Consider the following 23,590-nt stretch of genomic DNA (forward strand, 5'->3'; position numbering starts at 1 on the left):
AAAATGTTTTTGTGGATATGGGAAATTCAATAAAATAACAAATTGTAGATTTTTTTGTTATTAAAACAAATACTTTGTAGTTTTAAATTTAATTATAATTAAGTTTTAATAGATTTTTTATTTAGCTTAATTATGAATATGTTTGCAAAAAGTAGTCTAATAAAATAGTTTTGTACCCCTATTATCATGTCAAAAATATGAGTGATAAAATAAATTCGTTGTATCGTAGGAATACGTTGGAATTACCCATTTCTGAAGAAAAAAATGCGTTGAAAAAGTACTTTAATGTGCTTAAAGCAGTATCGGAAACAAGTTTGGGCTGTGTTTATATTGCTGATCTTAAAACAAGAAAATTGGAGTTCATTTCGGAAAATCCCTTTCTTTTTTCAGGCCTTAGTTCTGCTGAGGTGGAAAAAATGGGATATAATTTTTTTCGGAAATACGCCAAAAGAGAAGATCTGGAAATCTTAAAAAAAGTAGGCACTTATGGGTTAAAGTTTTTCGAATGCCTCTCGCCGGAAGAAAAGAAAGTACATAGCATTACCTATGATTTTCACCTTAAATATACCAACAGTGTAGATGTTCTTGTCAATCATAAGATTACACCTGTAGAACTTTGTGATGAGGGTGAGATTTCTAAAATCGTCTGTGTAGTATCCTATTCCCTTAACCGGACCGCAGGAAACATCCGGATTTTATCCAATACATCGGAAACTTTCTGGAAATATAATCTCTTTACGGGAAAATGGTCTGAAGAATGTAAAATTACCTTAAAAATAAGAGAAATTGAAATTATAAGACTCTATCTTCAGGGATTAAAAATAGAAGAAATTGCAGAACAATTGTTTGTGTCACCTAGTACAGTGAAGTTTCACAGGAGTAAATTGTTTGAAAGAATTGGGGTGAAAAATATAATAGAAGCAATATCCTACGTAATTACAAATAATTTGATTTAAACTTTACTTTGTAAACATTTTTCAGTCGGCAAATGCTGAAAAATAAAATATTCTTCCCCGGTTTACTCTCAGTTTTTAAGATATTGAAAACTGTATGTTTTTAACGCAATACCATTTTTGAGAATTGCCCCTCTACAAAATTATAGAGGGATAATAATTCAGAACAGCTTAATTAAGCTGATAATTGGCGATCACTAAACTCAGGATAAAGTGAACATAGTTTTCTTCTACGTCTTTTCTGTTGATCAATCTGTTTTTGTACTCGTAAGAGTTCAGGTCTCTGGATAATCTCTGATACGTTTCAAAATCATCACCTTTTATCTTTACTCTTACATTACCATCTCTTCTGTTGACAATTACGTTATCTAAAGTTCTGACTTTAAATAAAACTTCACATAATGTTGGACGAGCCCTCATTGACCCGATATATCTTTCAACTATATTAATCTTGAACGAATCAAATATGATGGTATTAAAAACAATTTTAGAATTTGGCTCCTGAGTGTTGAGTTCAAGTTTATAGTGCATTACTTTTAAATTTTCGCAAATATAAGTTTAATTATGCCAAAAAACAGACAGTTTTAATAGATCATTCCCATAATAATGATTGAATTTTATTCTTCTGAAGGAAAAGTATATGAAAATGTGAATATTAGTAGCTTATAAATGAGGGTGAAACAGAGTTAGAATAAATTTTTTCTTTTCTTTTATTTTTTTCCTTATTCGCATTTACGTAATTTTATTGTCTGTATAACAAAATACATATAATACCAATATAATGGATAGATATAGTTATGGAATGGTTGGCCTTGGAGTAATGGGGCGGAATCTTCTTTATAATATCGCTGATAACGGGTTCTCAATCGCAGGATTCGACCTAGATCAGGAGAAAGTTAAAGAATTAGAAGAGGGAGCTGCTTCTGAAATGAAAGTAAAAGGTACAGGCTCTTTAGAAGATTTTGTATCAGCATTAGAGACCCCAAGGAAAATTATTCTTATGGTTCCTGCAGGAAAGCCTGTAGATGCAGTCCTGGAAAATATTACCCCGCTTTTGGATGAAGGTGATATCGTGATTGACGCAGGAAATTCTTATTTCGAAGATACCAACAGACGTGTTGCCGATCTGGCATCAAAAAAGCTGCACTTTATGGGAATGGGAGTATCCGGAGGTGAAAAAGGAGCCAGAACAGGTCCCAGTATCATGCCTGGAGGAGATCTGGAAGCTTTCAAACTACTGAAACCAATGCTTGAAGCTATTGCCGCAAAAGTAGACAACGAAGCATGTACAGCCTATATGGGCAAAGGATCTGCAGGGAACTATGTGAAAATGGTACACAACGGGATTGAATATGCCATCATGCAGCTTATCAGTGAAGCTTATGATCTTCTTAAAAGAGGAGCGGGCTTAAATAACGATCAGCTCTATCAGGTTTTCAAAGAATGGAATAACGGTGAAATGAACTCTTTCCTGATTGAGATCACCAGAGATATTTTTACACAGAAAGATACATTTACAGATCAATATCTTGTTGACCAGATTTTAGATAAAGCAGGAGCAAAAGGAACCGGAAAATGGACTTCTGAGCAGGCTATGGAAATCGGAGTTTCTATTCCTACGATTGATATTGCGGTAACTTCAAGAATTTTATCAGCATATAAAGAAGAGAGAGTTCAGGCTTCCAAAATATACGCTGAAAAAGAAATAACAAAACCGGAAGATATACAATTGTTTATTAAGGAAGTGGGCGATGCTCTTTTCCTTTCTACATTGATCAGCTATGCACAAGGATTATCTTTATTGGTAAAAGCATCTGATGAATACGGTTTTGAAATTCCATTGAAAGATGTTGTGAAAATCTGGAGAGGAGGATGTATTATCCGTTCGGTATTATTGGAAAAATTCTATTCCGCCTATACACAAAACCCTAATCTATCTAATATTCTTCTTGATCACGATATTTCTGAACTTGTAAAATCAAAAATTAAAGCCCTGAGAAAAACAGCAGGTTATGCTGCAGCCAACGGAATTTCAAGCTTAGGAATTCAAACGACTTTGGGATATTTTGATGCTTATACTACAGAATCTTTGCCGGTGAATCTGATCCAGGCTCAGCGTGATTATTTCGGAGCTCATACTTATCAGCGTATTGATAGAGAAGGAGTTTTCCATACATCTTGGCAAACTGCAAACCAATAAAATTCGGAGAAAATGAATCAAAATAGAGTCTTGCAGCCAACAAATATTGTTATTTTTGGTGCTACAGGAGATCTGGCAAAAAGAAAACTTTTTCCGGCATTTTATAACTTATATATCGACGGGAGAATGCCCAAAGGCTTCAATATTGTTGCATTGGGAAGGGCAGAAAATACCGATGAGAATTTTAGAAATTACGTCAAAGAAAATCTTGAGAGTTTCTCCAGAAAGAAAGTGACTTCTGAAGATTGGGCTGGTTTTCAGGCTCACATTACTTACTTTCAGCATCAATTGGATGAGGAAAATTCTTATAAAAGTCTTCAGCAGAAGTTACAGGATTTTGATGCCGTTTACGGAACAAGAGCCAATAGATTGTTTTACCTATCAATCGGGCCTAATTTCATTTCAACGATTTCCAACCATATCAAAAGTACATCATTAGCTTCTGATCCGAAAAGAGACCGTATTATTATCGAGAAACCTTTTGGTCATAATAAACAGTCGGCGATTGAGCTTAACAGTCTTCTGGCAAAAACATTTGAAGAAGAACAGATCTATCGTATCGATCATTATTTAGGAAAAGAAACGGTACAGAATATCTTGGCTTTTAGATTCGGGAACTCTATTTTTGAACCATTATGGGATCATAAATACATAGAATCTGTACAGATTACTGTGGCGGAAGAAGTAGGGGTTGAGACAAGAGGAGCTTTCTACGAACAGACGGGAGCTTTGAGGGATATGATTCAGAATCACCTGTTGCAGATCCTGTGTATGGTGGCTATGGAACCACCGGCATCATTGCAGTCGGGTGAGATCAGGGATCGTAAAGTTGATGTTCTGAAATGTATTCGCAGAATCTCTTCCGATCAGGTTGATCATTATGCGGTACGAGGCCAGTATGCGAAAAGTATCGTAAACGGAGCGGAAGTAAAAGGATACCGCCAGGAAACCGGAATTGCAGAAGATTCCAATACAGAAACTTTTGCGGCTATAAAATTCTATCTGGATAATGAAAGATGGCAGGATGTTCCTTTCTATGTTCGTACCGGAAAGAAAATGAAAGAAAAGCACTCTTATATTACCATTCAGTTTAAACCACTTCCTCATTCAACATTTTCGGATAGCCCGCACCATTTGTCAGCTAACAGGTTGATTATTAATATTCAGCCGGCAATGGATATCAGATTGCAGTTCATGACAAAAAAACCGGGCTTGACATTAGATCTGAAGCCTGCAGAAATGATTTTTGATAATTTTGCCTGCCAGGAAGATACTCCGGAAGCTTATGAAACCCTTTTACAGGACGCTCTTTTAGGAGATCTTACTCTATTTATGCGTTCTGATCAGGTAGAAGAGGCGTGGGATGTTGTCACAACAATACAGGAAGCCTGGGAAAACAATAAAGATTTATCCTTTCCCAATTATAAAGCGGGAAGCTGGGGCCCTGAAGACAGTAATGCTTTGGTGGAAAGACAAGGACACAGCTGGGTATAATATAAAACTTAAACAGAAAAAAAATGAATATTACAGTATTTGACGATTTGGAAAAACTGTACACAAAGGCAGCAGATACTTTTGTTGACCTTTCAAAAAAATCTATTCAGAAAAATGACCGTTTTGTGGTGGCACTAAGTGGAGGTTCTTCTCCCAAAGCCATTTTCAAGCTATTGGCGACCCAAAAATATGCCGAACAGATTGAATGGAATAAAGTCTACTTCTTTTGGGTTGATGAGCGATGGGTTCCTTTAAATGATGATAAAAGCAACTTCCGTATGACGGATGAGGCGCTTCTCAGTCTGGTTCCTGTTGATAAAGCTCATGTTTTTCCTATGTATGCTGAAGGAATAACTCCTGAGGATTATGCAAATTCATATGAACAGCAGATAAGAAATGTTCTTGGTGATGAAGGCGTTTTTGACTTTATCCTTTTAGGAATGGGGGATGATGGTCATACAGCATCTTTATTCCCTGGTGAAGCCGTTTTGGAGGAAAAAGAAAAATGGGTATCTGCCTATTATCTGAAACCTCAGGAAATGTTCAGAATCACTTTGACTGCACCGTTGATCAATAAAGCGGAAAATATTCTGGTTATTGCATTTGGTGAATCCAAAAAACATGCATTGAATGAAGTGTTAAACGGTGAATACAATCCCGCATTATATCCACTGCAGCTTATTGAGAGAAAGCAAGGATTTGAGTTTTTCACAGACGAAAAAGCAAAAGGGTAATAGCCTTTACTCTTTAAAAATAGAACCCTTACAGATTTGTAAGGGTTTTTTATATAAGATGATATTACTTTTTAGATACTATTTTGTCGGCCATTTCCATATATCCGGTATCTGAGGTATCCTCAAGAATGATCTGGGGTTTCAGGCCTTCTCCTACTTTATCATATTCTTTTTTATCCCGGTCAATCGTATTGCCTATAGTCAGTGCGATAAAAGCCCCGTCCGAAAGTTTGTATTCCTGATTTCCAGATGTCAATCCCTGGGTTTTCTCTCCAATGATTGTTGTATTTTTCTGTCCTACAAAAGCAATTGCACAGAATTCTCCGGAGCTTGCCGTTTTTTTATTGACCATTATAACAATAGGCTGGGTGATTGGCTTAGGTGTTTTTTTGACAGTAAACTGGTGGGTAACTGTTTTTCCTTCCGAAAATTTTCCATCTTTATAATTGAAAAAAAAGCGGCTTCCTGTAGCATCTACAGTTCCTATTACATTGCTCTGATTCAGCATAGGAGCTATGGATGCGAGCATAGGGTAAAGCATTCCGCCATAGTTGTCTCTGAGATCCAGGATCCAGCCTTTAGGATTTTGAAGGGCCAGCTCTTCAATTTTCGTATAAAATGTATTTACAAATTCGTCCCATTCTTTGAAATTATAACAGGCGATAGGGGGAACTTTAATGTAGGCAATCTTTCCGCTCGTCATTTTTGATTCAATAACAGGGAACTCCTGACCGGTGGCTCTGTATCCAAGAACATAAGCCTTGACCAATTCCGGAGGATAGAAATTGGAATGAGCGTCTTTCAGGGCACTTAGTGCATCTTTGATGATGGGATAGGTAGACTTGATATCCTTCAGATCCTTTGCTTTACGGCGGCTGTCGGTATATAAAGAATCCCATTTAACACGGTTTTTATTCACAGATTTAGCCTTCATAATATCAAGAGCTTTCACTACATAGTTCTGGATACTGTCTGTTTGTGCATGAAGGGCTTGTCCGATTGAAATAAGAAAAATTACAATTATAAAACACAATTTGTTCATTGTTGTCAATTAAGTGGGGTAAAAGTAATATTTTTTCCGGTGTAATGATGTATTAATCTTAAAGTTATCAGAATATGGCTGAATAGGCAAACAGTAGTTTGAGGATGCATAAATAAAAATTCCACAACGTCCCAATATCAGGACCTCATGGAATTTCTAAATTCTTGGTAATGTGTAAAAGAATATCTCAGTTATTCCAACACGGAACCATCAGTATATACAACTTTCTGTACGTCAAAATCAAAAATTAAATCTTCAAATTTTGCAGACGCTATTTTTTTATCATCATTGGAGAATTGGTTATAATCGAAAGCAGCATCGCCTTTAAAAGTAGTATTTGCTGCAATTCGGTCATCCGTAAAATCCATGCTGTAAGAATCTCCGATCTGTTCCCCCAAAGCATTAAAAATCTTAAAACTGATCTTGGCTGCTTTTATCTCTTTAGATGATTTGTTCTGGAGAGCATATTTGAATAGATTGTAATCCTCCAGTCTTCCGGCATCAAAGTTACTTGGGACATATTCTTTGGCAAAAATAGTGACGGTAACAGCATTTTTCATTTTCTGTTTTCTTTCCTCAGCTTCTTTTTTTGCTTTTTCTGCTAAAGCATCCTCTTCGGCTTTGAATTTTTTGGCTTCATCCAGAATATTCTGATACGTCTTATTTTCCAATGATTCGCCTTTTAATTTAGCTCTTATCAGCCATCCTGCAAATAATCCCGCATCCTTCTCATTCCATTTTTTGCTTTCTCCGATCTCTTTAAGATCCTCAGTTATTGTCGCTTCATTATATTTTTTACTGGTAGGGTTTGAGCAGGCAGTTAAAAATATCAAACCGGCTACTATTACAATTTTTTTCATGATTTTCTTCTCTGATTATTAGGTTTTACAATATTAGGGACCTCTGTAATTTAAAAACAGCATCATTAGAGATCTAATGATACTGCCACATTTAATGTTTTTACCTTAGTTGCTTGTGTTCGAAATTTTCATTTTTTCCAACTCAAATAGTGCTTCTATATAAAATGGTTATTAGTTTGAAGCAAATATACAAATTAAGACACTATGTAGTGTCTAAAAATGAAAAAAATTTAAAAAAAATTTCAATTAGTGTTTCGATCCATCGATAAAAGTCAATGTTAGAAGGTGTTTAAAGCATATTTTAGAATCAAAAAAAATTAGATTTAATTCAAAAAATTGAAATGTAAGAGGTATTCATTGAGTATAAAAATCCAAAAAATGCTTTTTAAAAATAAAAACAGCACCATTACCTTGATAATGATGCTGCTTGAGTAATGTTTTACCTCAGTCATTGAATGTTGAAACATTTTGAACTGAGGGAACTAACGATACAATTTGAACTCTCTTGATCATGCAACTTCAATCGTTACTTTAAATAAAAATGGTTATTAGTTTTTGCAAATATATAAATTTAGACACTAATAAGTGTCTAAAATGAAAAAAATTTCATAAACTTGTAGAATTGAAAGTTTACCATGGAAAGAAAATCAGTAGCAGGAAGTATCCGGAACAAAGAACGCAGTATAAAAAAATTTTTAGATGCCGTGGGAAAGATACTTCGAACAAAAGGGTATACTGGATTAAAGGTGAATGATATTGCTGCTACAGCCGGGGTAGATAAGAAAATGATCTATACTTATTTTGGAGGGATGGATGGTCTGATAGATGAATACATCCGATCACAGGACTATTGGAGTAAAATAACTACAGAAGAAGTTGAAAAAATAAAACCCAAATTAGATGATGGAGGTAAATCATTCATGGAAAACATGCTGCTTTCCCAGTTTGATTATGTGTACGAAAACAAAGAAGCACAAAAATTACTTCTATGGCGCTTATCTGAGCCCCGAAAATCACTGAAAAAACTGACCGATACACAGGAAGAAAACGGTGAATATATTTTTAAACTCCTGATGGATTCCCACTTCAAAGAAAATGCAGACGATGTGCGTTCTATTATGGCTATCATGGTTTCAGGGCTTTATTATCTGAATATGTATGCTGCTATGAATGGTAGTATTTTCTGTGGAATAGATGTCAACAGCTCTAAAGGAAGGGATAAAATCAAAAAAGCGATTTCTTTTTTATTAGACCATACTTATGAGAACCTGTAATGTTCAGGTAGGAATGGGGATTGTAAAGAAGGAAAGTTTTCAGCATAAAAAAACAAACCATTAGAAATCTAATGGCTTGTTATGGGTTGTGTTTCTACCTTAGTTGTTTCGTGTTCGAAATTGTCTTAAAGTAAGGGAACATAATAATACAATTTAAATTGTTTATTTTTTCAACCTGAATAGTGTTTTAATATATAGATGGTCTTAGTTTCTACAAATATATACAAATAAGACACTATAAAGTGTGCAAAATGATATTTTTTTTAAATTTATAGTTAATTCATTGATTTCCAGTGTAAATATTTTTAATATTGATAATAAAAACCTCTTTTATCGGGTAATAATTCCCCATTTACATCCCCAAAAACAAATTAATCAGGTCTTTTCAAGCCTTGAAATATAAATTTCAGTCAAAGAAAAGCACATATTGCTTACCATATCATTTTAAAAGATTTATTTACTTTCTTCAAAAAATAAAAAAACGGCATCAATATAGAAAATGATGCCGTTTGGTTGTGTTGTTGCCTCAGTCGTTTATGTTCGAAATATTTTAAACTGAGGGAACTAACGATACAATCTGAACTCTCTTGATCATGCAACTTCAATCATCACTTTATATAAAATGGTTATTAGTTTTTACAAATATATACAATTAGATGTAATTAGACACTGCTTGGTGTCTAAAATGATAAAAAAAATTCTTAAACTTGTATGATAGAATCTTGAATTATGGAAAGAAAGTCAGCATCGGGGAGTATTAGGAACAAAGAACGCAGTAAAAAGAAGTTTTTGGATGCCGTTGGGAAAATTCTGAAGACGAAAGGATATGCCGGTTTGAAAATCAATGATATTGCTGCGACAGCTGGGGTCGATAAAAAGATGATTTACACGTATTTTGGCGGGATGGATGGCCTCATGGACGAATATCTCCGCACACAAGATTTTTGGGTGAAAGCAACAAGTGAAGAAGTCGAAAAAATGAAGCCGAACCTTGAAGATGGAGGAAGACAGTTCATTGAACATATGCTGCTGTCACAATTTGACTATGTATACACCAACAAAGAAGCTCAGAAATTATTGTTGTGGACGATATCCGAACCCCGAAAATCATTAAAAAAACTGATCGATACTCAGGAAGAAAACGGCGAATATATTTTTAAATTATTGATGGAATCCCGTTTCAAAGAAAATATGGAAGTGTATCGTTCTGTTATGGCCATTATGGTTTCAGGGCTTTATTATCTGAATATGTTTGCTTCTCTGAATGGCAGTGTTTTTTGCGGAATAGACGTCAACACGCCAGAAGGTCGTGCCAATATTAAAAAAGCAATATCTTTTATGGTAGATCAAACATATGAAGGGTTGTAATATTTGAAAAGGTATAATGCTGTAAGAAAATAAAAAGAGGCAGTAATCTGCCCCTTAGTTTGTATGATTGATGAGTAATTGGCCAGCAATTGTTGAAGAATAGTCACTCACTTCATTTATTATTTTAATAAGATATCATTAATTTTAGCCAATAGGTTTTGTCTCATTTTTGAATTTCTTTGATTGAGAAGAATGATGAAACCCCAGTTTTTAGCTCTGTTGTAGCATATAATTGAAGATTGTCCCATAGAATCTCCTGATTTTAAATAAAGGGTGTCACCGTTATCTGTAGAAATACTTACCCCTAGTCCCATTTCTCTTTTTTCATCTTTATAGAAGATCTTTTCTGTAAGGATTGCTGCTTTACCGATGGCTGTTTCCTTATTGAGAACCCCTTTTAAATAGAGAAGCATATCAGAAGCATTTGATTTTACCAATCCGGCAGGAGCTGTAATGTTCCATTTGAAAAATTCCTGAATACCGCCCTCAGGATTATGCCCCACAGTTCTGTTTTTTACATCAAAATCTTTAGTGAAAGTGTTATTCATCTGTAAAGGTTTTATTATTTTCATTCTGATAATTTCGTCGTAGCTCTTGCCATATATTTTTTCTACTATTTGTCCCAGCAGGGTATATCCAATAGTAGAGTAGCGGTATTTACCATAATCGGTCAGCTCGCTGCAATTATTGATAATATCGGCTAATGTTTTCTGAGTTACACTACTGACAGGTTGTTGTGGATTAAGCTCTACGAGTTTTCCGAAATCAACATCAGGTAAGCCGGACTGGTGAGAAGCCAGATCTGAAATTTTTATTTTATTTCTAAGGTTTTTATGGAGAACATAGTCTTTGGGAAGATAACTGTCTATATAATCATCCAATTTTATTTTATGGTCAAGAGCAGCTTGTGCAATTAAATTAGACGTTAAAATTTTAGTAATGGATGCAATTTCGAATAAGGAATTTTTATCAATTTTAACAGACGTTTCTGCATTCAGATTACCATAAGCGGTAAAGTATTTCTCATTATTTTTGATCATACCAACGCTGATTCCTACGTGAGGATTTTTTTGAAAATTATCCTTTATTAATGAATCTATCTTTTGGTTTATATTCTGTCCAAAAGTAAAAGTGCTTAATAATAGCACGGCTAAAAAGTTGAATGAAGTTTTCATTGTATCGTTATTGATTGTTAAACATTATTATGATACAAATGTGAGAAAGAAGCCTATCCTATGCGACCGAGTACATGTAATCGGGCGGATTTGATCAGAAAAATGAGTGCGGATACTTTGAAAAAAAAGTACGAGTAATTACAACGTATTGTTTTGTAGTGTTTTACGGTAGGTGGTCGGGGTGTTTCCAGTATGTTTTTTAAAGGCAGTATTAAAAGAAGATTTTGAATTAAAACCCACTTCATACAAGATTTCAAGAATCGTTACCTTAGTTTTTGTAGCATCTTTTAAAATATCCATAGCATATTCTATACGATAGGTATTCACGAAATCATAAAAATGCTGTCCTAGCTTATGATTGATCAAAACAGACAATTCACGGGTAGGAATTCCAATATGATCAGAAATATTCTGGATTGTGATAGAAGGATCCAGAAACGGTTTTTCTGCGGCCATATAATTCTTTAATTTAGACAGCTCTTCATTGTATTCTTTTTCCTGTACCGCTTCAGGCTCTCTCTTTTCTTCCTCTAAAACAATATCGGAGACAAGCTTTAATTTTGAATTAATGCTTCTGAATAAACCGGGATTGTTGAGTGCTTTGAATAAATACCAGCAAACAATAAACAGCTGGGCAACCTGAATGCCGATTTTTATCAAGTCAGAGAGGTATGGGTAATCTGAAAATTTTAAAATATTTTTTAAAAGCACCGTTAAATAAATAACAGCCAGCACACTGGTAAACTGGAACAGCCAGTTGTAGGAATTGATGCTTGTACCGGAGTAATTTTCGAGATATAGTTTTTTTGCCTTTCTCAAAAGTATAAAAACGGCAGTAAAATAGGTAAATGCCTGTATATGAAAAAGAATATGATTGAACTGGAGTTCTATCATATGTTGACGATTCATAATGAAATCAATTTTAGAAGCTGTATCCACTGAATAAAAACGGGGGATCAAAGCGATGTTTGCTGCTAAAAAAGGAAGCAGGTGTAAGAGATATTTAGGCTTAAATTTAAAATCAGAATAACAAACTGATACGACATACAGGTAAAAAACGGGAATCTGTAAAAAAGCAAGCGTATTTCTGAACATTCCAAGATTGGAAGGAACATCACTTATTAAACTCAATAAAGGTTCGCTGGTGTCTATTGCAGTGATGATGAGAAAAAACGCCAAAAGATAATTGCTCGTTTTATGCTTTGTTTTGACTGTAATGAGAAAAAAGGCAAGAAAAAATGAAACAAACAGAGAGATTACTGTTACAATAATTAATAAATTACTCTTATCCATTTTTTATTTTTTTGTTCATAGTTGGGTAGTCTTTTTTTGTTTGCATCTGAACTTTCCGTGGCTAAAATGAGCCTTGAAATCCAAAACCAAACTCTGCAAATATAAAAATTAGATTGAAGTAATCTGTTTTTTTTTACGGCCCGTTCAAATCGTTGTGGTAACGCTATAAACGATCTGAAATCAACAGGCAGTAAATCATAGTTTTATGTTGTTTTTTGATATGGGGAAAATGGTATTTGTAAAGATAAATGGTCCTATACGAAGAGGCTTTTCACAGAAATAGGAGACCACAAAGGCCTCCTATTTTTTATTCCAAATATTGATGCAGTTAGATACCGCCTATTTTTTCAATATTACCCTTTATGATAAGGACATCCCGAAGCGGCATGAGAAGTTCCGGCAGGAGCAAAGAACTGCTCTTCGATTACTTTTCTCTGGTCTTCAGGAATATCTTCCAGCTTACGAAGCGTATTTACCTGGATATGCGGCCAGCTTGTCGTACCTCCGTCATTTCCGAAATCAAATTCGAAAAATACAATTTGTTCGTATTGAAGCTGAAGAATCTCTTTTCCGTCTTCAATTACCGTTTCAATCCACATATCCATATCCACTTCAACAGTAGGAACAAAACGATTCACAAAAGGAACATTTAAAACGCCTCCCTGCGCTCCGGTTTTCATTTTGGATGACATCTTAACGTGAACGTAATTGCTTACTTCCTGACCTCTTAAAGTATCTCTAAGCCTTAGATCAGGTCTTACGGAATAAGGATATAAATCGTCTGCCAATATTCTCTGGGTATAAATTTTGTTTGAACCCGGATCATTTTTATCATTTAAAGTCTCATGTACCCAGTCCGGTGCAGGCTTATCAAGATCAATAATATTGTCAGGTGTTACTCCTGCATTACCCATCGTCCGTGAAATGGAGAGATGATTAGTGTCCCATGCTTCTTTACCGTATGGGAATTTAGGGGAACCGTCAATTAAATAAATGGTGTCACCATCAGAATTACTTTGAGCAGCAATATCTCCCAGTAAAGTAATGGTACTTCCATGAGGAATGACGCCACTTCGCGAAATAGAGTAGTCCGGAATAAAATAAGGACCGTCAACTCCTGCTCCCGGCTTTATTTCCTGTGCCGGAATAATCTCATAATAAGGCTGTCCCGGCTCCAGCTGGCTCAGAAGGATATACTTTTTTTCTTCCCCGTCTGGTGTTACCCTTACCAAAGGTTCATCTCTGTATTCTCCCGTATATCCATACTTTTCAGCATCTTCTGTAGAAATAGCATGAATACCACGGTCTCTTTTAATAGATTCCTTCGTTGCCGCATGATTGTAGACATCACTCAGCCATAGATACATCCCGTTTTCTTCATGAATAGGGGTGTATTTTAAAGCGTCCTGTCCTTCTACAGTATTCACACTTTTAATACTTTGCTCGTATTTAACAGCTCCGCAGAAAAGTTCACTTGCGCCACCACGGTTACGAACTCCTCCGGGAACGATAGAAAATGTTAGCTTCTCAATATATTCTTCACTGTCAAAAGCAAATTTACCGGGAATGGTACCGGAATTGGTACCAGGAGAAGGCATAATGGTAGTATGCACTCCGCTCGCTAATGAAGGTTTGGTAATGTCTTTATTGTAATTCACATTATAACTTACCCAAGTTCCGTCAAGCGCTTCAAGAATTCCATAGTCTACACTATCTTCTATTGCCTGCAGATTTTCTTCTCTAAAAGGTCTTACCGGATCATCGATAAGAAGTTTTGAATATCCGTCCATTAATTCTGCCAAAGATTCCTGGTTCTGACCTGGCATTTTACGGAATAACTGTTCACCTCCCGCTTCGGGACTTTCTTTTTTTCTTTTAAGCATGATGTATCGTTTTTTTTAGGGTTATAAATTGATGTATTCGAAAGTAGGGCCTGCATTAGTCTGAGAGTCCAATGGTTGTTTCATCAGACCTACTGCCTGCTCTTTCAGGGCATACATGTACATAATGGATTTTTCCAGTTCTCTTTGATTTCCTTCCACGGCACTTTGGATGGCATCTAACAGACGCTTATAGGTTTTATTAAATTCAACGCCCTGGGCATATAGTACTTTATTCTCTTTATAGTCTTCAAGCTTAGGATTGGGTTTCATCGGGTATGCCTGGTTCCAGTCTACAGGTAAATCTTTTCCTGTAGGTGGCGTAGTGACAGGCATCATTCCGTTTTCATCCATAAAAGGTTCGTAGTTTCCTCCAAGATAAAAATGCTCATGGAAAACTTCTTTAAATCTGAAATAATGAGCCAGTTCCACTCCTTCTTCAAACTGTGACGGATCCACATCGAAAATAGAATCGTCAGCCCCTTCACCTTGTCCTTTGATTTCCTGGAAAACGGCAATTACCCCAGCCAAAGCTTCTACAAAGTGTAGCTTCCCGCCACTTCCGTAATATTGCTCAGGACGGATCTGTTTTGCAGGGTTTCCTGTGAAAATGCCTCCGGTATTGAGTTCCTCGAAATTCTTGGGAAGGCTTCCATGTTCTTTGTAATACGCCATGATTTGGAAAACAACAATATAGAAGAATAAAGCATCGTAATATTCACCGATGGTATGTACGTTTTCCATAATGAAGCCTTTCATGTTTTCAAGAGTCCAGAAGTTGTTTTCCTGTACAGCAGCTCTTTGAGAATATAAGGCTGAAGAATCAGTTTCATGATCATATTTAGGAGCTTTTACCAAAGGATTTCCCGGGCTTTCAATAGCGATAAATGTTGCAATGCTGTTTGAGGAGAAGGTTTCCAGACCAACATAGAAATCAACATTCATGGGTAATTTCATAGGATAGGTAGGGTAGTTCTCCTGCTGGTTGACAGAAGGTTGAATATCGATGGCGTTCAGGACATTACAAACCATAATCAGGTGAAGCATTTCTTCCACGGCAACACTTCTGATAATCTGGGAAGCCAGAGCATTGGTTCCATCCTTTATTGAATACAAAGCAGTAAGATAGGGAGGGATGGTAGAGTGTTCGATAAGAATAGCTGTCTGTAAAAGATCCTGTAAAACCGGACGGTAATCCACATCAGCTAAACCCTTTTTTACTTCTGAAATTTCTGAACCTGATTGAGATTCCAGATAAGCATTAAATTCTTTAATCTGATCATTAAGCAAAAGGCTCGTCACCATTTTGCTGTGATGTTTTACTCCTTCAATCCAATCTTCTTTGCTGAGCGTTGAATCAAACAATAAAGAAGGTAGTGAAACGGCTTCTGCAACGACAGCACTTCTGCCTGCCATATTGGATCCTTTTAATAATGTTTCCTGTGGTTGTTCTGTTTTATTGATAAGTCTTTGTCTCATGTTTTTATTTTTTAAGTTGAATTTCAAGATCAGCAAGGATAGATTCTACCGAACGGATGGTGAATGCTGATAATGTTAAAGTAGGATTTGAAGTTCCCAGCGTTGTCATATTTCCTGCTCCTACGATGTATAAATTGGAATGATCCCAGGCTTTGCAATAGCTGTTGGTTACAGAATCTTCTGCTGTAGAACCCATTCTGTGAGTTCCTACAATATGTCCCGCTCCATTATAAGAATACCTTACACCGTTGTAGATCACAGAGTTCTTATCCGCAGCAGTGTATTTTGTAAAATCCTCAATGCCTAATCTTTTGAACATTTGGTCCGAAGCACTTTTTGCCTGTTCCATAGATCTCTTCTCGTAGTCAGTCAGCTCATAATGAATAACAGGACGAGGAATACCCATAACATCCAGATATTGATCATTAATAGTTACCCTGTTGTTTGGATTGGGAAGCTGTTCAATTTCAAAATGAAATAATACCTGCTTTGAAAGCCTGTTGGTAAGCTTTTCTCTTAATTCTGCCCCAAAACGTTTTTCTTTGATAAAGTAAGCCACATCAGAACCTGGAGAAAATGCAGGCCATCCCCATCCCCAGTTGTCAAGAGGAGAAATCCATGCAGAAAATTCACCTCTGAAATTTCCGTCACGGAAAGACGAAATATTGGTGGTGGAACCAGGACCTCTGTACGGATATACCGGTTCCGGGAAAAGCCCCCAGGTAAGCATTACCATATGGTCCATTAAGTTTCTTCCAACCTGGTCACTGCTGTTGGCAACTGTTTTTACAACGTTGTTAACGGTATATTTGGAGTTCAATAAAATCTTTGGATTTTCAAAAGCATTGGCTGCCAGAATTACAATAGAGTCTGAAGTGTCAATAGCTTCTTCAACAAAATCTGTTTTCTCCCTTGAAGTATATCTTCTCAGATGAATTTTGGAAATTTTATCTGTATTATTCTGATCCACACTTAATTTATAGACCACACTCTGAGCCTGAATCTGCATGTATGGATTACGCTTAAGGTTTTCATTTTCATTAACTTTATATAAAGCTTTTTTCAATGTTTTTAAAGCATTGTATTTTGCCTGAACCGGACAGATCGGAACACAGGATGCATTTCCTTCGCAGCGCTCTCCCATATAAGGGTTCCATACAGAACCAAGAGCTTTGTATTCTTCCTTTTCTGAGCTGTCTAAAACAAGTTTGTATCCCGTTTCTTTAGGTTCAGCTTTGATGATCTTTGTTTTTCCGTATTTTGGGTTCGGAATAGAATTTCTTCCCTGTGGAGAAGGTACCATCAGTAAAGGAATTTCTCCTGAGCTTAGCGCTACACTTGTGCCTTTAAGCCCCTCAATGATCTTATGATCCATATAACTCTGAGGAATTTCTTCCATCGGGAACACATAATCCCCATAATATTCTTCCATATTCTCAGAAATAGGATATTCCTGTCTTGAGACATCTCCGGAAACCCCTATTTCAAACTCTGCCATTTCATAATAAGGCCTTAGTTCTTCATAGTCTATAGGCCAGTTGATAGGTGTTTTTTCTTTCGAATCCGGCTTATCTATTGTAATCCCGTACTTCTCTGTAAGTTTGAAATCGTTCGGAAGCATCCTTGGAGTAGTTCCCAGCCAGTGAAGGGTAGTCCCTCCGCCCACTCTGATGGCATCACTCGCAAACGGCATTGGCCCAAACTGAACCAGATATCCTTTCTTATCAGGAAATGGTGGGATAATATGCTCCATATCGAGTACATTCGGAGAAGGAGCCTGCTTTAAATTCGGATAAGGGGAATTGGGAACTTTAGCCTCTTCCATATAAAAAGTACGCATATACTCATTATAGGTGGTCATTGAAGACACAGAATCCAGCTCCAGACCGGCTTCTAATCCGGCTTCGTACATCAGTATTGATATTTCACGAATATTATCAGATTTTCCGGCATCTGCACGGTGGATCATTTTTCCTTTTGTTACATCAAATACATGGTCGGTCAGCAGTTTTGCAATAAGAGATCCTGCGATCCCCGTTCCTACGATGATGACATCTTTTTTATGGTGGGTCTGATTCATGAGTTGCTGTTTACAGGTTTAATATTCCATGATTTGTAGCCAGGCTGTTTTGCCCCGGGTGGATGAGAATGCATCAGGTTCCAGACAAGCCCCTCTTTGTAAGAAAGATCATTGACATAGGCTCCTTCCCAGGTTCCCAGATACCACATTGTAATGATCTTCCCTGCAATATCATTCATTCCTGGTTTTGCTATGATTTCGGATTGAATGGCTTTTTTTAACTGATCTTCATCGGAAGAGCTTTCAAGAATATTTTTAGAAACAGTAAGAAATTCCACAAAAGTAGCTGCATCTAAGCTTTTGAGAATGTAAGTGTAATAGGTTTCTGCCAAGCCAGTAGACTGTAATTCGTTGACCGTAAATCCGGCAAGCGCTTCCGAGATAGACATAAACACGTCGAAATAGTAATCGTCGACGTTGAGGATTTTGTTAATAATGTTCATTTCGTTAAAAATTTGGGTTAGATATCTTCAACTCCTTTTAACAGGAGATGATCATGCCGATTGATCTATAGCTGCCGGATTTTTCAGATACCATCTCTTTTCTCAGAAATGAATGCATGTCTTTCAAGCGATCCATAGTTATCAATTTTTGTTAAATCGAAATTAATCAGATCCTGTTAGATAAGATTCAGTATTTCTACGTAATTTATAGTAGTTATTGTTTGTGATTTTGTACGTAATCCTTTATACATAATGGTTTTTGGAAGTTTTGTTTTCACCTAGTTTAGAATTAATTTAAATAATGTGGTAGGATATTTTGTATTTAAAATAGGTATAGGTGGTACTGATATTTGAAAATAAAACACTGAAATTATGTAAGATGAAAATGATTTTTAAATCTAAAGAGGAATAGTCTTACCTTAGGCGTCAAAGAAATAAAATACTGCAGTTGTTTCTATAATTATAATCCGAATACAATCAATTGTTTCAAAACCATGAAAAAACTTACTTTAACCATACTATGTCTGATCTCTTTTGCTTTATCAGCGCAACAACTGAAGGATAAAAAAGAAACCGCTTCTCATTTGTCCAAAAACCTAAAACAGTCAATACATCAATCCGTTCAGCTCGAAACAGACAGGATATTTAATAAGTTGGTTACTATCAGAAGAGATTTTCATGAAAATCCGGAACTGGCAGGCAAGGAAGTGCAAACTCAGGAAAAAATTAAACAGTATCTGCTTGATTTAGGATTGGAAGTTCAAACGGATATTTACGGATATGGTGTTGTAGGAATCCTGAAAGGGGATAAGAAAGGAAAAAAAATAGCCTGGAGATCGGATATGGATGCATTACCCAATGATTATCCGGATCCGGAGACTTTCAAATCGAAAGTAAAAGGTGTTCAGCATGGTTGTGGTCACGATATTCATATGGCGGTTGGATTAGGAATTGCTGAAGTTCTCGCCAAAAATAAAAAGTCATTAAAAGGAACCGTTTACTTCATATTTCAAGCTGAAGAGGAAACTTTCAAAGGTGCAAAAGAAATGCTGAATAACGGGTTGCTTTCCAGAATACATCCTGAAGAAATTTATGGATTGCATGTAACTGCAATACCAGCTGGACAGATCATGGTGAAACCCAATGAAATGTTTGCCTATCAAAAGAAAATAAGGATTCAGTTGAAAAATGGATTGTCAGAAGAACAGACCAAAGAATTAACAAAAAAGATCAGCAATTATTTATTTCGTGCTTCTTCCGGAAGTAAACCATGGGAAATACATTCTATGGTTGACCCTAAAATCGGGCTGACAAATCCGAATACTATTTTCAAAGATTATCTGTTCATAGACGGAAATTTTGCCGCCTATTCTAAAAATAATGAATCTTTTCTTGAAGCATATGTATATGAGACGAATGTCTCTAATGTAGATAAGATAATTCCAGAAGTTCAAAAGATTATCGAGGATAATGGTTACAAAGACCAACTTCTTTCTGTTTCATTCACGCAGGGAAATCCAACTGTTATCAATAATGAAAAATTAACCCATTCAGTGACAGAAATCCTTCAGAATATGTATGGGAAAAATACCGTTGCCATAGCTTATGGGCAGGTTCCGTTTTTTAATGATGACTTTGCTTATTTTCAACAAAAAATACCGGGAGTTTACTTCTTTCTTGGTGGTTCTAATTTTGAAAAAGGAGTGATTGCAATGAATCATTCTCCTAATTTTCAGGTGGATGAGGAAAGTATCAGAACCGGAGTGAAATGCTTTTCATCGTTAATTATAGAACGTCTTAATAGCAACTAACCTTTTATTGTAATACGATCTATTTCAAACAAAACTTCTGATAAAGAAGTGTATTCTATATAAAAGATGCTGTCCTTAAAAAAGAACAGCATTTTTAATTTTTTACTCTACAACAATACTTTCAATGCCTTTTTGCAATGCTGTGTCCTGAATAACCGGAACAGAAAGTCCTTCTGCACGGACAACAGAAATATCCGTCATTCCCATAAATCCTAAAGTTTGTTTTAAATAAGGAACTACAAAATCATAAGCCTGCCTTTCACCTTCAGAATAAATACCGCCACTTGAAAAAGCAAGATATACTTTCTTGTTTTTCACCAGACCTTCAGGACCGTTTTCACTGTAACTGAAAGTTTTTCCTGCCCTTGCAATATGATCAAGCCATGATTTCAGCGTAGAAGTGATACTGAAATTATAAAGCGGAGCTTCAATAATGATAATGTCAGCCTCATGAAGCTCAGCAATCACCGTATCAGAGAGTTTTACAGTTTCCAATTGCTCAGAAGTACGGTTTTCTGCAGGAGTGAAGAATGCATTGATATGGGCTTCTTCCAAGTGAGGAAAAAGAGGATTGGTCAAATCACGTTTTTTGAAAATACTGTCAGGATATTTTGCAGTAATTTTTTCTACAACAGCATTACCCAGTTTTTTGCTGACTGATGATTCGCTTCTTGGGCTTGAGATAATATGAAGTACTTGTTTCATTTTTTTATTTTTTAAAATTGATGTTTCAAAATTATCTATATTTACTAATAAAAAGATAGTAGTTACCAAAAGGTTAGTAATAACATTTAGGTTAGTAACAATAGAAAAAAATAGAATGGAAGAAGAAAAAATAGTGTATTCACGGCCACAATGCAGCACTCATCTGTCTGCAACTGAGGATGCTTTATACGTTCTTGGCGGGAGATGGACCATCCGGGTCATGATTGCTATTCTTGGCGGACATACACGGTTCAATGAATTACAGCGGACCATCAATGGAATTTCGGCACGCGTGTTATCCAGCGAATTAAAAAAACTGGAGGTCAATCATTTGGTGGAAAGAACGGTTCTCATCGATCACAAGCCCGTTTTGGTAGAATATGTTCCTACAGAATACAGTGAATCACTGAAAGATGTAATTGCTGCCCTGGCTGATTGGGGGGTAAAACATAAAAAGAAAATTACAGCCTGATAACCCAAAAAAAGAGTAGGTTGGTACCGTGAAATACTGCATTTTTTTGTATTTTATGAGTTGCACCATTCATTATACTTTACATACTTTTACTCAATTAATAATGACAAGATGATCATATGCGAAGACTTATTATTTTCCTGGGGGGCCAGTCTGGAAAAATATGAAGCTGGAGATGCTATTTTTCAGGAAGGAACTGCGGCAAAATATTATTTTCAGATCAAGTATGGCACTGCGAAACTGAATACTTTTTTAGAAGACGGAAAAGAATTTGTTCATGGGCTTCCCTTTGATGGTCATTGCATCGGTGAGAGTTACTTATTTACAGACCATCATTACGCAGTCAATGCGATTGCAGTTACCAGCTGTGAAGTGATTAAGATTTCTAAAACCAAATTCCTGCAAATATTATTGGAAACCCCTGAATTAATGCTGGAGATTAATAAATATACAGCCGACAGGATGCATTTCCGGTATTTAGTTTCCAGTTTTCTGGCCATTTCGGATCCTATTATAAAACTTAGGAAGCTTTTTGATCATATTAAAAGCTATTTCGGTTTTGAAGAAGCTTACTCATTCCTGATTCCCTATACCAGACAGCAAATAGCTACTCTTACCGGCCTTCGGGTAGAAACGGTGATCAGATATGTCAAAAAAATGCAGGAACAGAAGCTTGTTAAAATTGAAAGCTCTAAAATTTACTATTAATGTTCAGTGATTTACTTTAAGATTAATACGGGCTGATGGGTATTTTGGTAAATTCCTTCAGAAATACTTCTGCTTGCCAGATAATACAAAAAGCTGTGCTCACCGGGTAATGCAATAATAAGATCAGCTGCATGGGAGGTTGCGAAAGTCAGAATACCATTAATAACATCTTTATCATAAGAATAATGAATACTGCTCGGAATTTCCGTTAAATGTTCGCGGATATAGTCTTCCAGCTCGCGTTTTTTATCCTCATCCTCTTTTTCACTGGTTTTGATGTTTAAAAACAACAACCGGACATCTTGTTTATGAATAACAGATTTGTGATGAAATAATCTCTGTAATCTTTTGATTCCCTTTATATCGCAAGGAATAAATATATTTTTAATAGGAGTGTAGTGATAGCTGTTGGGAACAATTAAGGTCTTTACAGGGCTGGTTCTTGCAATGCTTATAATATTATCAGAAACAAAGCTTTCGTTGGTAGAGGTTGAATCGTCACTGCCCAGAATAATCAGTTCTACAGACGGTTCATTCTTTAAAAGCTCGTTGATGCTTCTGGTAAGAGCCCAGTCACTTAGTACTCTGGAAACCTTGAGGTCAGGGTGTTTTTCTGTAATGATACTGCTTAACTGGTCAAATAATAGTTCTGTCCTTTGAAGCAGATTATTGAGGCTTTCTTCATTCACAAAGGAATGCCCTTCTGCAATATGCAGATAATCAAACTCAGATTCTCCCGCAGTTTTTAGTAAGATGATGTTTTGATATTCATAGGTTTTTGCCCAGTCTGTGGCAACTCTTACTGCATTTTCCGTAGTTGATGTAAAATCAATGGGTACAAGGATTGTTCTCATAATATATCATTTTTTGATCCTGATTCTTCCAGATTTGCTGTCATTTTTTTTACTAATAGAAGAGCTTTGCTGATCTCTTCTTCATCAATGTCTCCAGCCGCTTTTTTATAAAGATCCAATGCCCATGGATAAACAGTTTCCACAATCTGTTTCCCTTTCACAGTTAAAAAGATCTGCTTATTCCTCCGGTCGTTTTTATACGCTATCCGTTCAACCAGATCCCGCTTTACAAGGCTGTTGATCAGATAAGTGATGCTTGATTTGTCTTTGCTTACTTTATTTCCTATTTCCTGCTGGTTGATGCCATTATTGCGTGAAAGTAATCCCAGAATCTCAATCAGTTCAAAAGAAAGATCCGGATCATATTCATTAATGATGGTCTGAATCTTCTGTCGAAGGCGGCTTTTCATTTCACTCATAGCCAGACCTAGCTCCAGAGCCAGTTCCGAAATATTATTCTGTTGTACAGGCATACTTTTACAATATATTAGAGCAGGATAAGATGCATGTCGAAAAGATTTTATCGCATAACTTATCCTAACAAATATACGTAAAATTAGTTTTAATTAAAACTAATTAGGTGTAAAATAGTATATGTCAGGTTATAAATGAATTGAAAAATAACCTTACACAAACAAATTTTGCTGTTTGATTACTATAAGATCCGGAAAAGATCACATTGTTATATGCCGCTAGAGACGAGGAGCTCTGCCATTCGATTATTCTGAAAAAGTACCTTAGAAATATCAAATAAAAAAAGCAGAG

Annotated in this window: 21 protein-coding genes; 9 read left to right on the top strand and 12 right to left on the bottom strand. The window is 36.0% G+C overall.

The genetic code is table 11. The features are described 5' to 3' along the window. Positions 1-197 precede the first annotated feature (197 nt). Positions 198-956, top strand: coding sequence for a response regulator transcription factor (locus DBR39_RS22525; protein ID WP_124536899.1), 759 nt, complete (start codon positions 198-200; stop codon positions 954-956). A 168-nt stretch (positions 957-1,124) separates the two neighbouring features. Here DBR39_RS22525 and DBR39_RS22530 read toward each other — a convergent pair whose 3' ends face one another. After that, on the bottom strand, positions 1,125-1,484 hold the full coding sequence (locus DBR39_RS22530) for a prevent-host-death protein (protein ID WP_124536901.1): 360 nt from the start codon (positions 1,482-1,484) through the stop codon (positions 1,125-1,127). A gap of 250 nt (positions 1,485-1,734) precedes the next feature. On the opposite strand from DBR39_RS22530, the gene gndA reads away from it, so the two are divergent. Genes gndA through pgl form a run of 3 tightly spaced genes read left to right on the top strand, consistent with a single transcriptional unit; the run spans position 1,735 to position 5,381 of the window. Beyond that, entirely contained in the window at positions 1,735-3,153 is a 1,419-nt protein-coding gene (gndA, locus tag DBR39_RS22535; RefSeq protein ID WP_124536903.1) for an NADP-dependent phosphogluconate dehydrogenase, read from the top strand. 12 nt (positions 3,154-3,165) lie between these two features. Beyond that, the gene (gene zwf / locus DBR39_RS22540) at positions 3,166-4,647 is read left to right on the top strand and encodes a glucose-6-phosphate dehydrogenase (RefSeq protein WP_124536905.1); all 1,482 of its coding nucleotides are present in this window, start codon (positions 3,166-3,168) and stop codon (positions 4,645-4,647) included. Positions 4,648-4,670: 23 nt separating this feature from the next. Next, on the top strand, positions 4,671-5,381 hold the full coding sequence (gene pgl / locus DBR39_RS22545; protein ID WP_124536907.1) for a 6-phosphogluconolactonase: 711 nt from the start codon (positions 4,671-4,673) through the stop codon (positions 5,379-5,381). A gap of 64 nt (positions 5,382-5,445) precedes the next feature. Here the strand turns inward: pgl and DBR39_RS22550 are convergent, their stop codons facing one another. After that, positions 5,446-6,423 carry a S41 family peptidase gene (locus tag DBR39_RS22550; protein WP_124536909.1) on the bottom strand — a complete coding sequence of 326 codons (978 nt, stop codon included), beginning with the start codon at positions 6,421-6,423 and terminating at the stop codon, positions 5,446-5,448. A gap of 191 nt (positions 6,424-6,614) precedes the next feature. Then, on the bottom strand, positions 6,615-7,283 hold the full coding sequence (locus DBR39_RS22555; protein WP_124536911.1) for a hypothetical protein: 669 nt from the start codon (positions 7,281-7,283) through the stop codon (positions 6,615-6,617). A 635-nt stretch (positions 7,284-7,918) separates the two neighbouring features. On the opposite strand from DBR39_RS22555, the gene DBR39_RS22560 reads away from it, so the two are divergent. Together DBR39_RS22560 and DBR39_RS22565 are read left to right on the top strand one after the other, a co-directional pair. Then, positions 7,919-8,557 (top strand): TetR/AcrR family transcriptional regulator, encoded by a 639-nt coding sequence (locus tag DBR39_RS22560; protein ID WP_124536913.1) that lies wholly within the window; start codon positions 7,919-7,921, stop codon positions 8,555-8,557. 729 nt (positions 8,558-9,286) lie between these two features. After that, entirely contained in the window at positions 9,287-9,925 is a 639-nt protein-coding gene (locus DBR39_RS22565) for a TetR/AcrR family transcriptional regulator (RefSeq protein WP_124536915.1), read from the top strand. 119 nt (positions 9,926-10,044) lie between these two features. On the opposite strand, the gene DBR39_RS22570 is transcribed toward DBR39_RS22565, so the two are convergent. From DBR39_RS22570 to DBR39_RS22595, 6 genes are all read right to left on the bottom strand, one after another. Continuing rightward, positions 10,045-11,100: a serine hydrolase domain-containing protein gene (locus DBR39_RS22570; protein WP_124536917.1), complete on the bottom strand. Its 1,056-nt coding sequence runs from the start codon at positions 11,098-11,100 to the stop codon at positions 10,045-10,047. Between the two features lie 138 nt (positions 11,101-11,238). After that, a complete protein-coding gene (locus tag DBR39_RS22575; RefSeq protein ID WP_124536919.1) occupies positions 11,239-12,393 on the bottom strand; it encodes a helix-turn-helix domain-containing protein in 1,155 nt (384 codons plus the stop codon). Positions 12,394-12,746: 353 nt separating this feature from the next. Then, entirely contained in the window at positions 12,747-14,276 is a 1,530-nt protein-coding gene (locus tag DBR39_RS22580) for a peroxidase, FMP-type (protein ID WP_124536921.1), read from the bottom strand. 21 nt (positions 14,277-14,297) lie between these two features. Continuing rightward, positions 14,298-15,752, bottom strand: coding sequence for a ferritin-like domain-containing protein (locus tag DBR39_RS22585; RefSeq protein ID WP_124536923.1), 1,455 nt, complete (start codon positions 15,750-15,752; stop codon positions 14,298-14,300). 4 nt (positions 15,753-15,756) lie between these two features. After that, positions 15,757-17,832, bottom strand: coding sequence for a GMC oxidoreductase (locus DBR39_RS22590; protein ID WP_124536925.1), 2,076 nt, complete (start codon positions 17,830-17,832; stop codon positions 15,757-15,759). Beyond that, positions 17,829-18,275, bottom strand: coding sequence for a hypothetical protein (locus DBR39_RS22595; RefSeq protein ID WP_124536926.1), 447 nt, complete (start codon positions 18,273-18,275; stop codon positions 17,829-17,831). Before DBR39_RS22595 ends, DBR39_RS22590 begins: the two co-directional genes overlap by 4 nt. Before the next feature lie 494 nt (positions 18,276-18,769). On the opposite strand from DBR39_RS22595, the gene DBR39_RS22600 reads away from it, so the two are divergent. Further along, entirely contained in the window at positions 18,770-20,086 is a 1,317-nt protein-coding gene (locus DBR39_RS22600; protein ID WP_124536928.1) for a M20 family metallopeptidase, read from the top strand. Positions 20,087-20,188: 102 nt separating this feature from the next. Here the strand turns inward: DBR39_RS22600 and DBR39_RS22605 are convergent, their stop codons facing one another. Beyond that, positions 20,189-20,791 (bottom strand): FMN-dependent NADH-azoreductase, encoded by a 603-nt coding sequence (locus DBR39_RS22605; protein ID WP_124536930.1) that lies wholly within the window; start codon positions 20,789-20,791, stop codon positions 20,189-20,191. A gap of 133 nt (positions 20,792-20,924) precedes the next feature. Between DBR39_RS22605 and DBR39_RS22610 the strand changes: the two genes are divergently transcribed. Together DBR39_RS22610 and DBR39_RS22615 are read left to right on the top strand one after the other, a co-directional pair. Continuing rightward, positions 20,925-21,263, top strand: coding sequence for a winged helix-turn-helix transcriptional regulator (locus DBR39_RS22610; protein ID WP_228447902.1), 339 nt, complete (start codon positions 20,925-20,927; stop codon positions 21,261-21,263). 111 nt (positions 21,264-21,374) lie between these two features. Beyond that, the gene (locus DBR39_RS22615; protein WP_124536933.1) at positions 21,375-21,971 is read left to right on the top strand and encodes a Crp/Fnr family transcriptional regulator; all 597 of its coding nucleotides are present in this window, start codon (positions 21,375-21,377) and stop codon (positions 21,969-21,971) included. A gap of 11 nt (positions 21,972-21,982) precedes the next feature. Here DBR39_RS22615 and DBR39_RS22620 read toward each other — a convergent pair whose 3' ends face one another. Both DBR39_RS22620 and DBR39_RS22625 read right to left on the bottom strand, forming a co-directional pair. Next, on the bottom strand, positions 21,983-22,825 hold the full coding sequence (locus DBR39_RS22620; RefSeq protein WP_124536935.1) for a universal stress protein: 843 nt from the start codon (positions 22,823-22,825) through the stop codon (positions 21,983-21,985). Continuing rightward, positions 22,822-23,298, bottom strand: a complete 477-nt coding sequence (locus tag DBR39_RS22625; RefSeq protein ID WP_124536937.1) for a MarR family winged helix-turn-helix transcriptional regulator — start codon at positions 23,296-23,298, stop codon at positions 22,822-22,824. The genes DBR39_RS22620 and DBR39_RS22625 overlap by 4 nt, the downstream gene beginning before the upstream one ends. Between the last annotated feature and the right edge of the window lie 292 nt (positions 23,299-23,590).

The sequence above is a fragment of the Chryseobacterium sp. KBW03 genome (genome assembly GCF_003852415.1).
GTDB lineage: Bacteria > Bacteroidota > Bacteroidia > Flavobacteriales > Weeksellaceae > Chryseobacterium > Chryseobacterium viscerum.

Coding starts and splice junctions, on each gene's coding strand:
- DBR39_RS22620 (WP_124536935.1), bottom strand. CDS start 22,825: ATGAGAACAATCCTTGTACCCATTGATTTTACATCAACTACGGAAAAT.
- DBR39_RS22615 (WP_124536933.1), top strand. CDS start 21,375: ATGATCATATGCGAAGACTTATTATTTTCCTGGGGGGCCAGTCTGGAA.
- DBR39_RS22560 (WP_124536913.1), top strand. CDS start 7,919: ATGGAAAGAAAATCAGTAGCAGGAAGTATCCGGAACAAAGAACGCAGT.
- DBR39_RS22605 (WP_124536930.1), bottom strand. CDS start 20,791: ATGAAACAAGTACTTCATATTATCTCAAGCCCAAGAAGCGAATCATCA.
- DBR39_RS22590 (WP_124536925.1), bottom strand. CDS start 17,832: ATGAATCAGACCCACCATAAAAAAGATGTCATCATCGTAGGAACGGGG.
- DBR39_RS22585 (WP_124536923.1), bottom strand. CDS start 15,752: ATGAGACAAAGACTTATCAATAAAACAGAACAACCACAGGAAACATTA.
- DBR39_RS22625 (WP_124536937.1), bottom strand. CDS start 23,298: ATGCCTGTACAACAGAATAATATTTCGGAACTGGCTCTGGAGCTAGGT.
- DBR39_RS22575 (WP_124536919.1), bottom strand. CDS start 12,393: ATGGATAAGAGTAATTTATTAATTATTGTAACAGTAATCTCTCTGTTT.
- DBR39_RS22530 (WP_124536901.1), bottom strand. CDS start 1,484: ATGCACTATAAACTTGAACTCAACACTCAGGAGCCAAATTCTAAAATT.
- DBR39_RS22600 (WP_124536928.1), top strand. CDS start 18,770: ATGAAAAAACTTACTTTAACCATACTATGTCTGATCTCTTTTGCTTTA.
- DBR39_RS22595 (WP_124536926.1), bottom strand. CDS start 18,275: ATGAACATTATTAACAAAATCCTCAACGTCGACGATTACTATTTCGAC.
- DBR39_RS22555 (WP_124536911.1), bottom strand. CDS start 7,283: ATGAAAAAAATTGTAATAGTAGCCGGTTTGATATTTTTAACTGCCTGC.
- DBR39_RS22580 (WP_124536921.1), bottom strand. CDS start 14,276: ATGCTTAAAAGAAAAAAAGAAAGTCCCGAAGCGGGAGGTGAACAGTTA.
- DBR39_RS22550 (WP_124536909.1), bottom strand. CDS start 6,423: ATGAACAAATTGTGTTTTATAATTGTAATTTTTCTTATTTCAATCGGA.
- DBR39_RS22565 (WP_124536915.1), top strand. CDS start 9,287: ATGGAAAGAAAGTCAGCATCGGGGAGTATTAGGAACAAAGAACGCAGT.
- DBR39_RS22570 (WP_124536917.1), bottom strand. CDS start 11,100: ATGAAAACTTCATTCAACTTTTTAGCCGTGCTATTATTAAGCACTTTT.
- gndA (WP_124536903.1), top strand. CDS start 1,735: ATGGATAGATATAGTTATGGAATGGTTGGCCTTGGAGTAATGGGGCGG.
- pgl (WP_124536907.1), top strand. CDS start 4,671: ATGAATATTACAGTATTTGACGATTTGGAAAAACTGTACACAAAGGCA.
- DBR39_RS22525 (WP_124536899.1), top strand. CDS start 198: ATGAGTGATAAAATAAATTCGTTGTATCGTAGGAATACGTTGGAATTA.
- zwf (WP_124536905.1), top strand. CDS start 3,166: ATGAATCAAAATAGAGTCTTGCAGCCAACAAATATTGTTATTTTTGGT.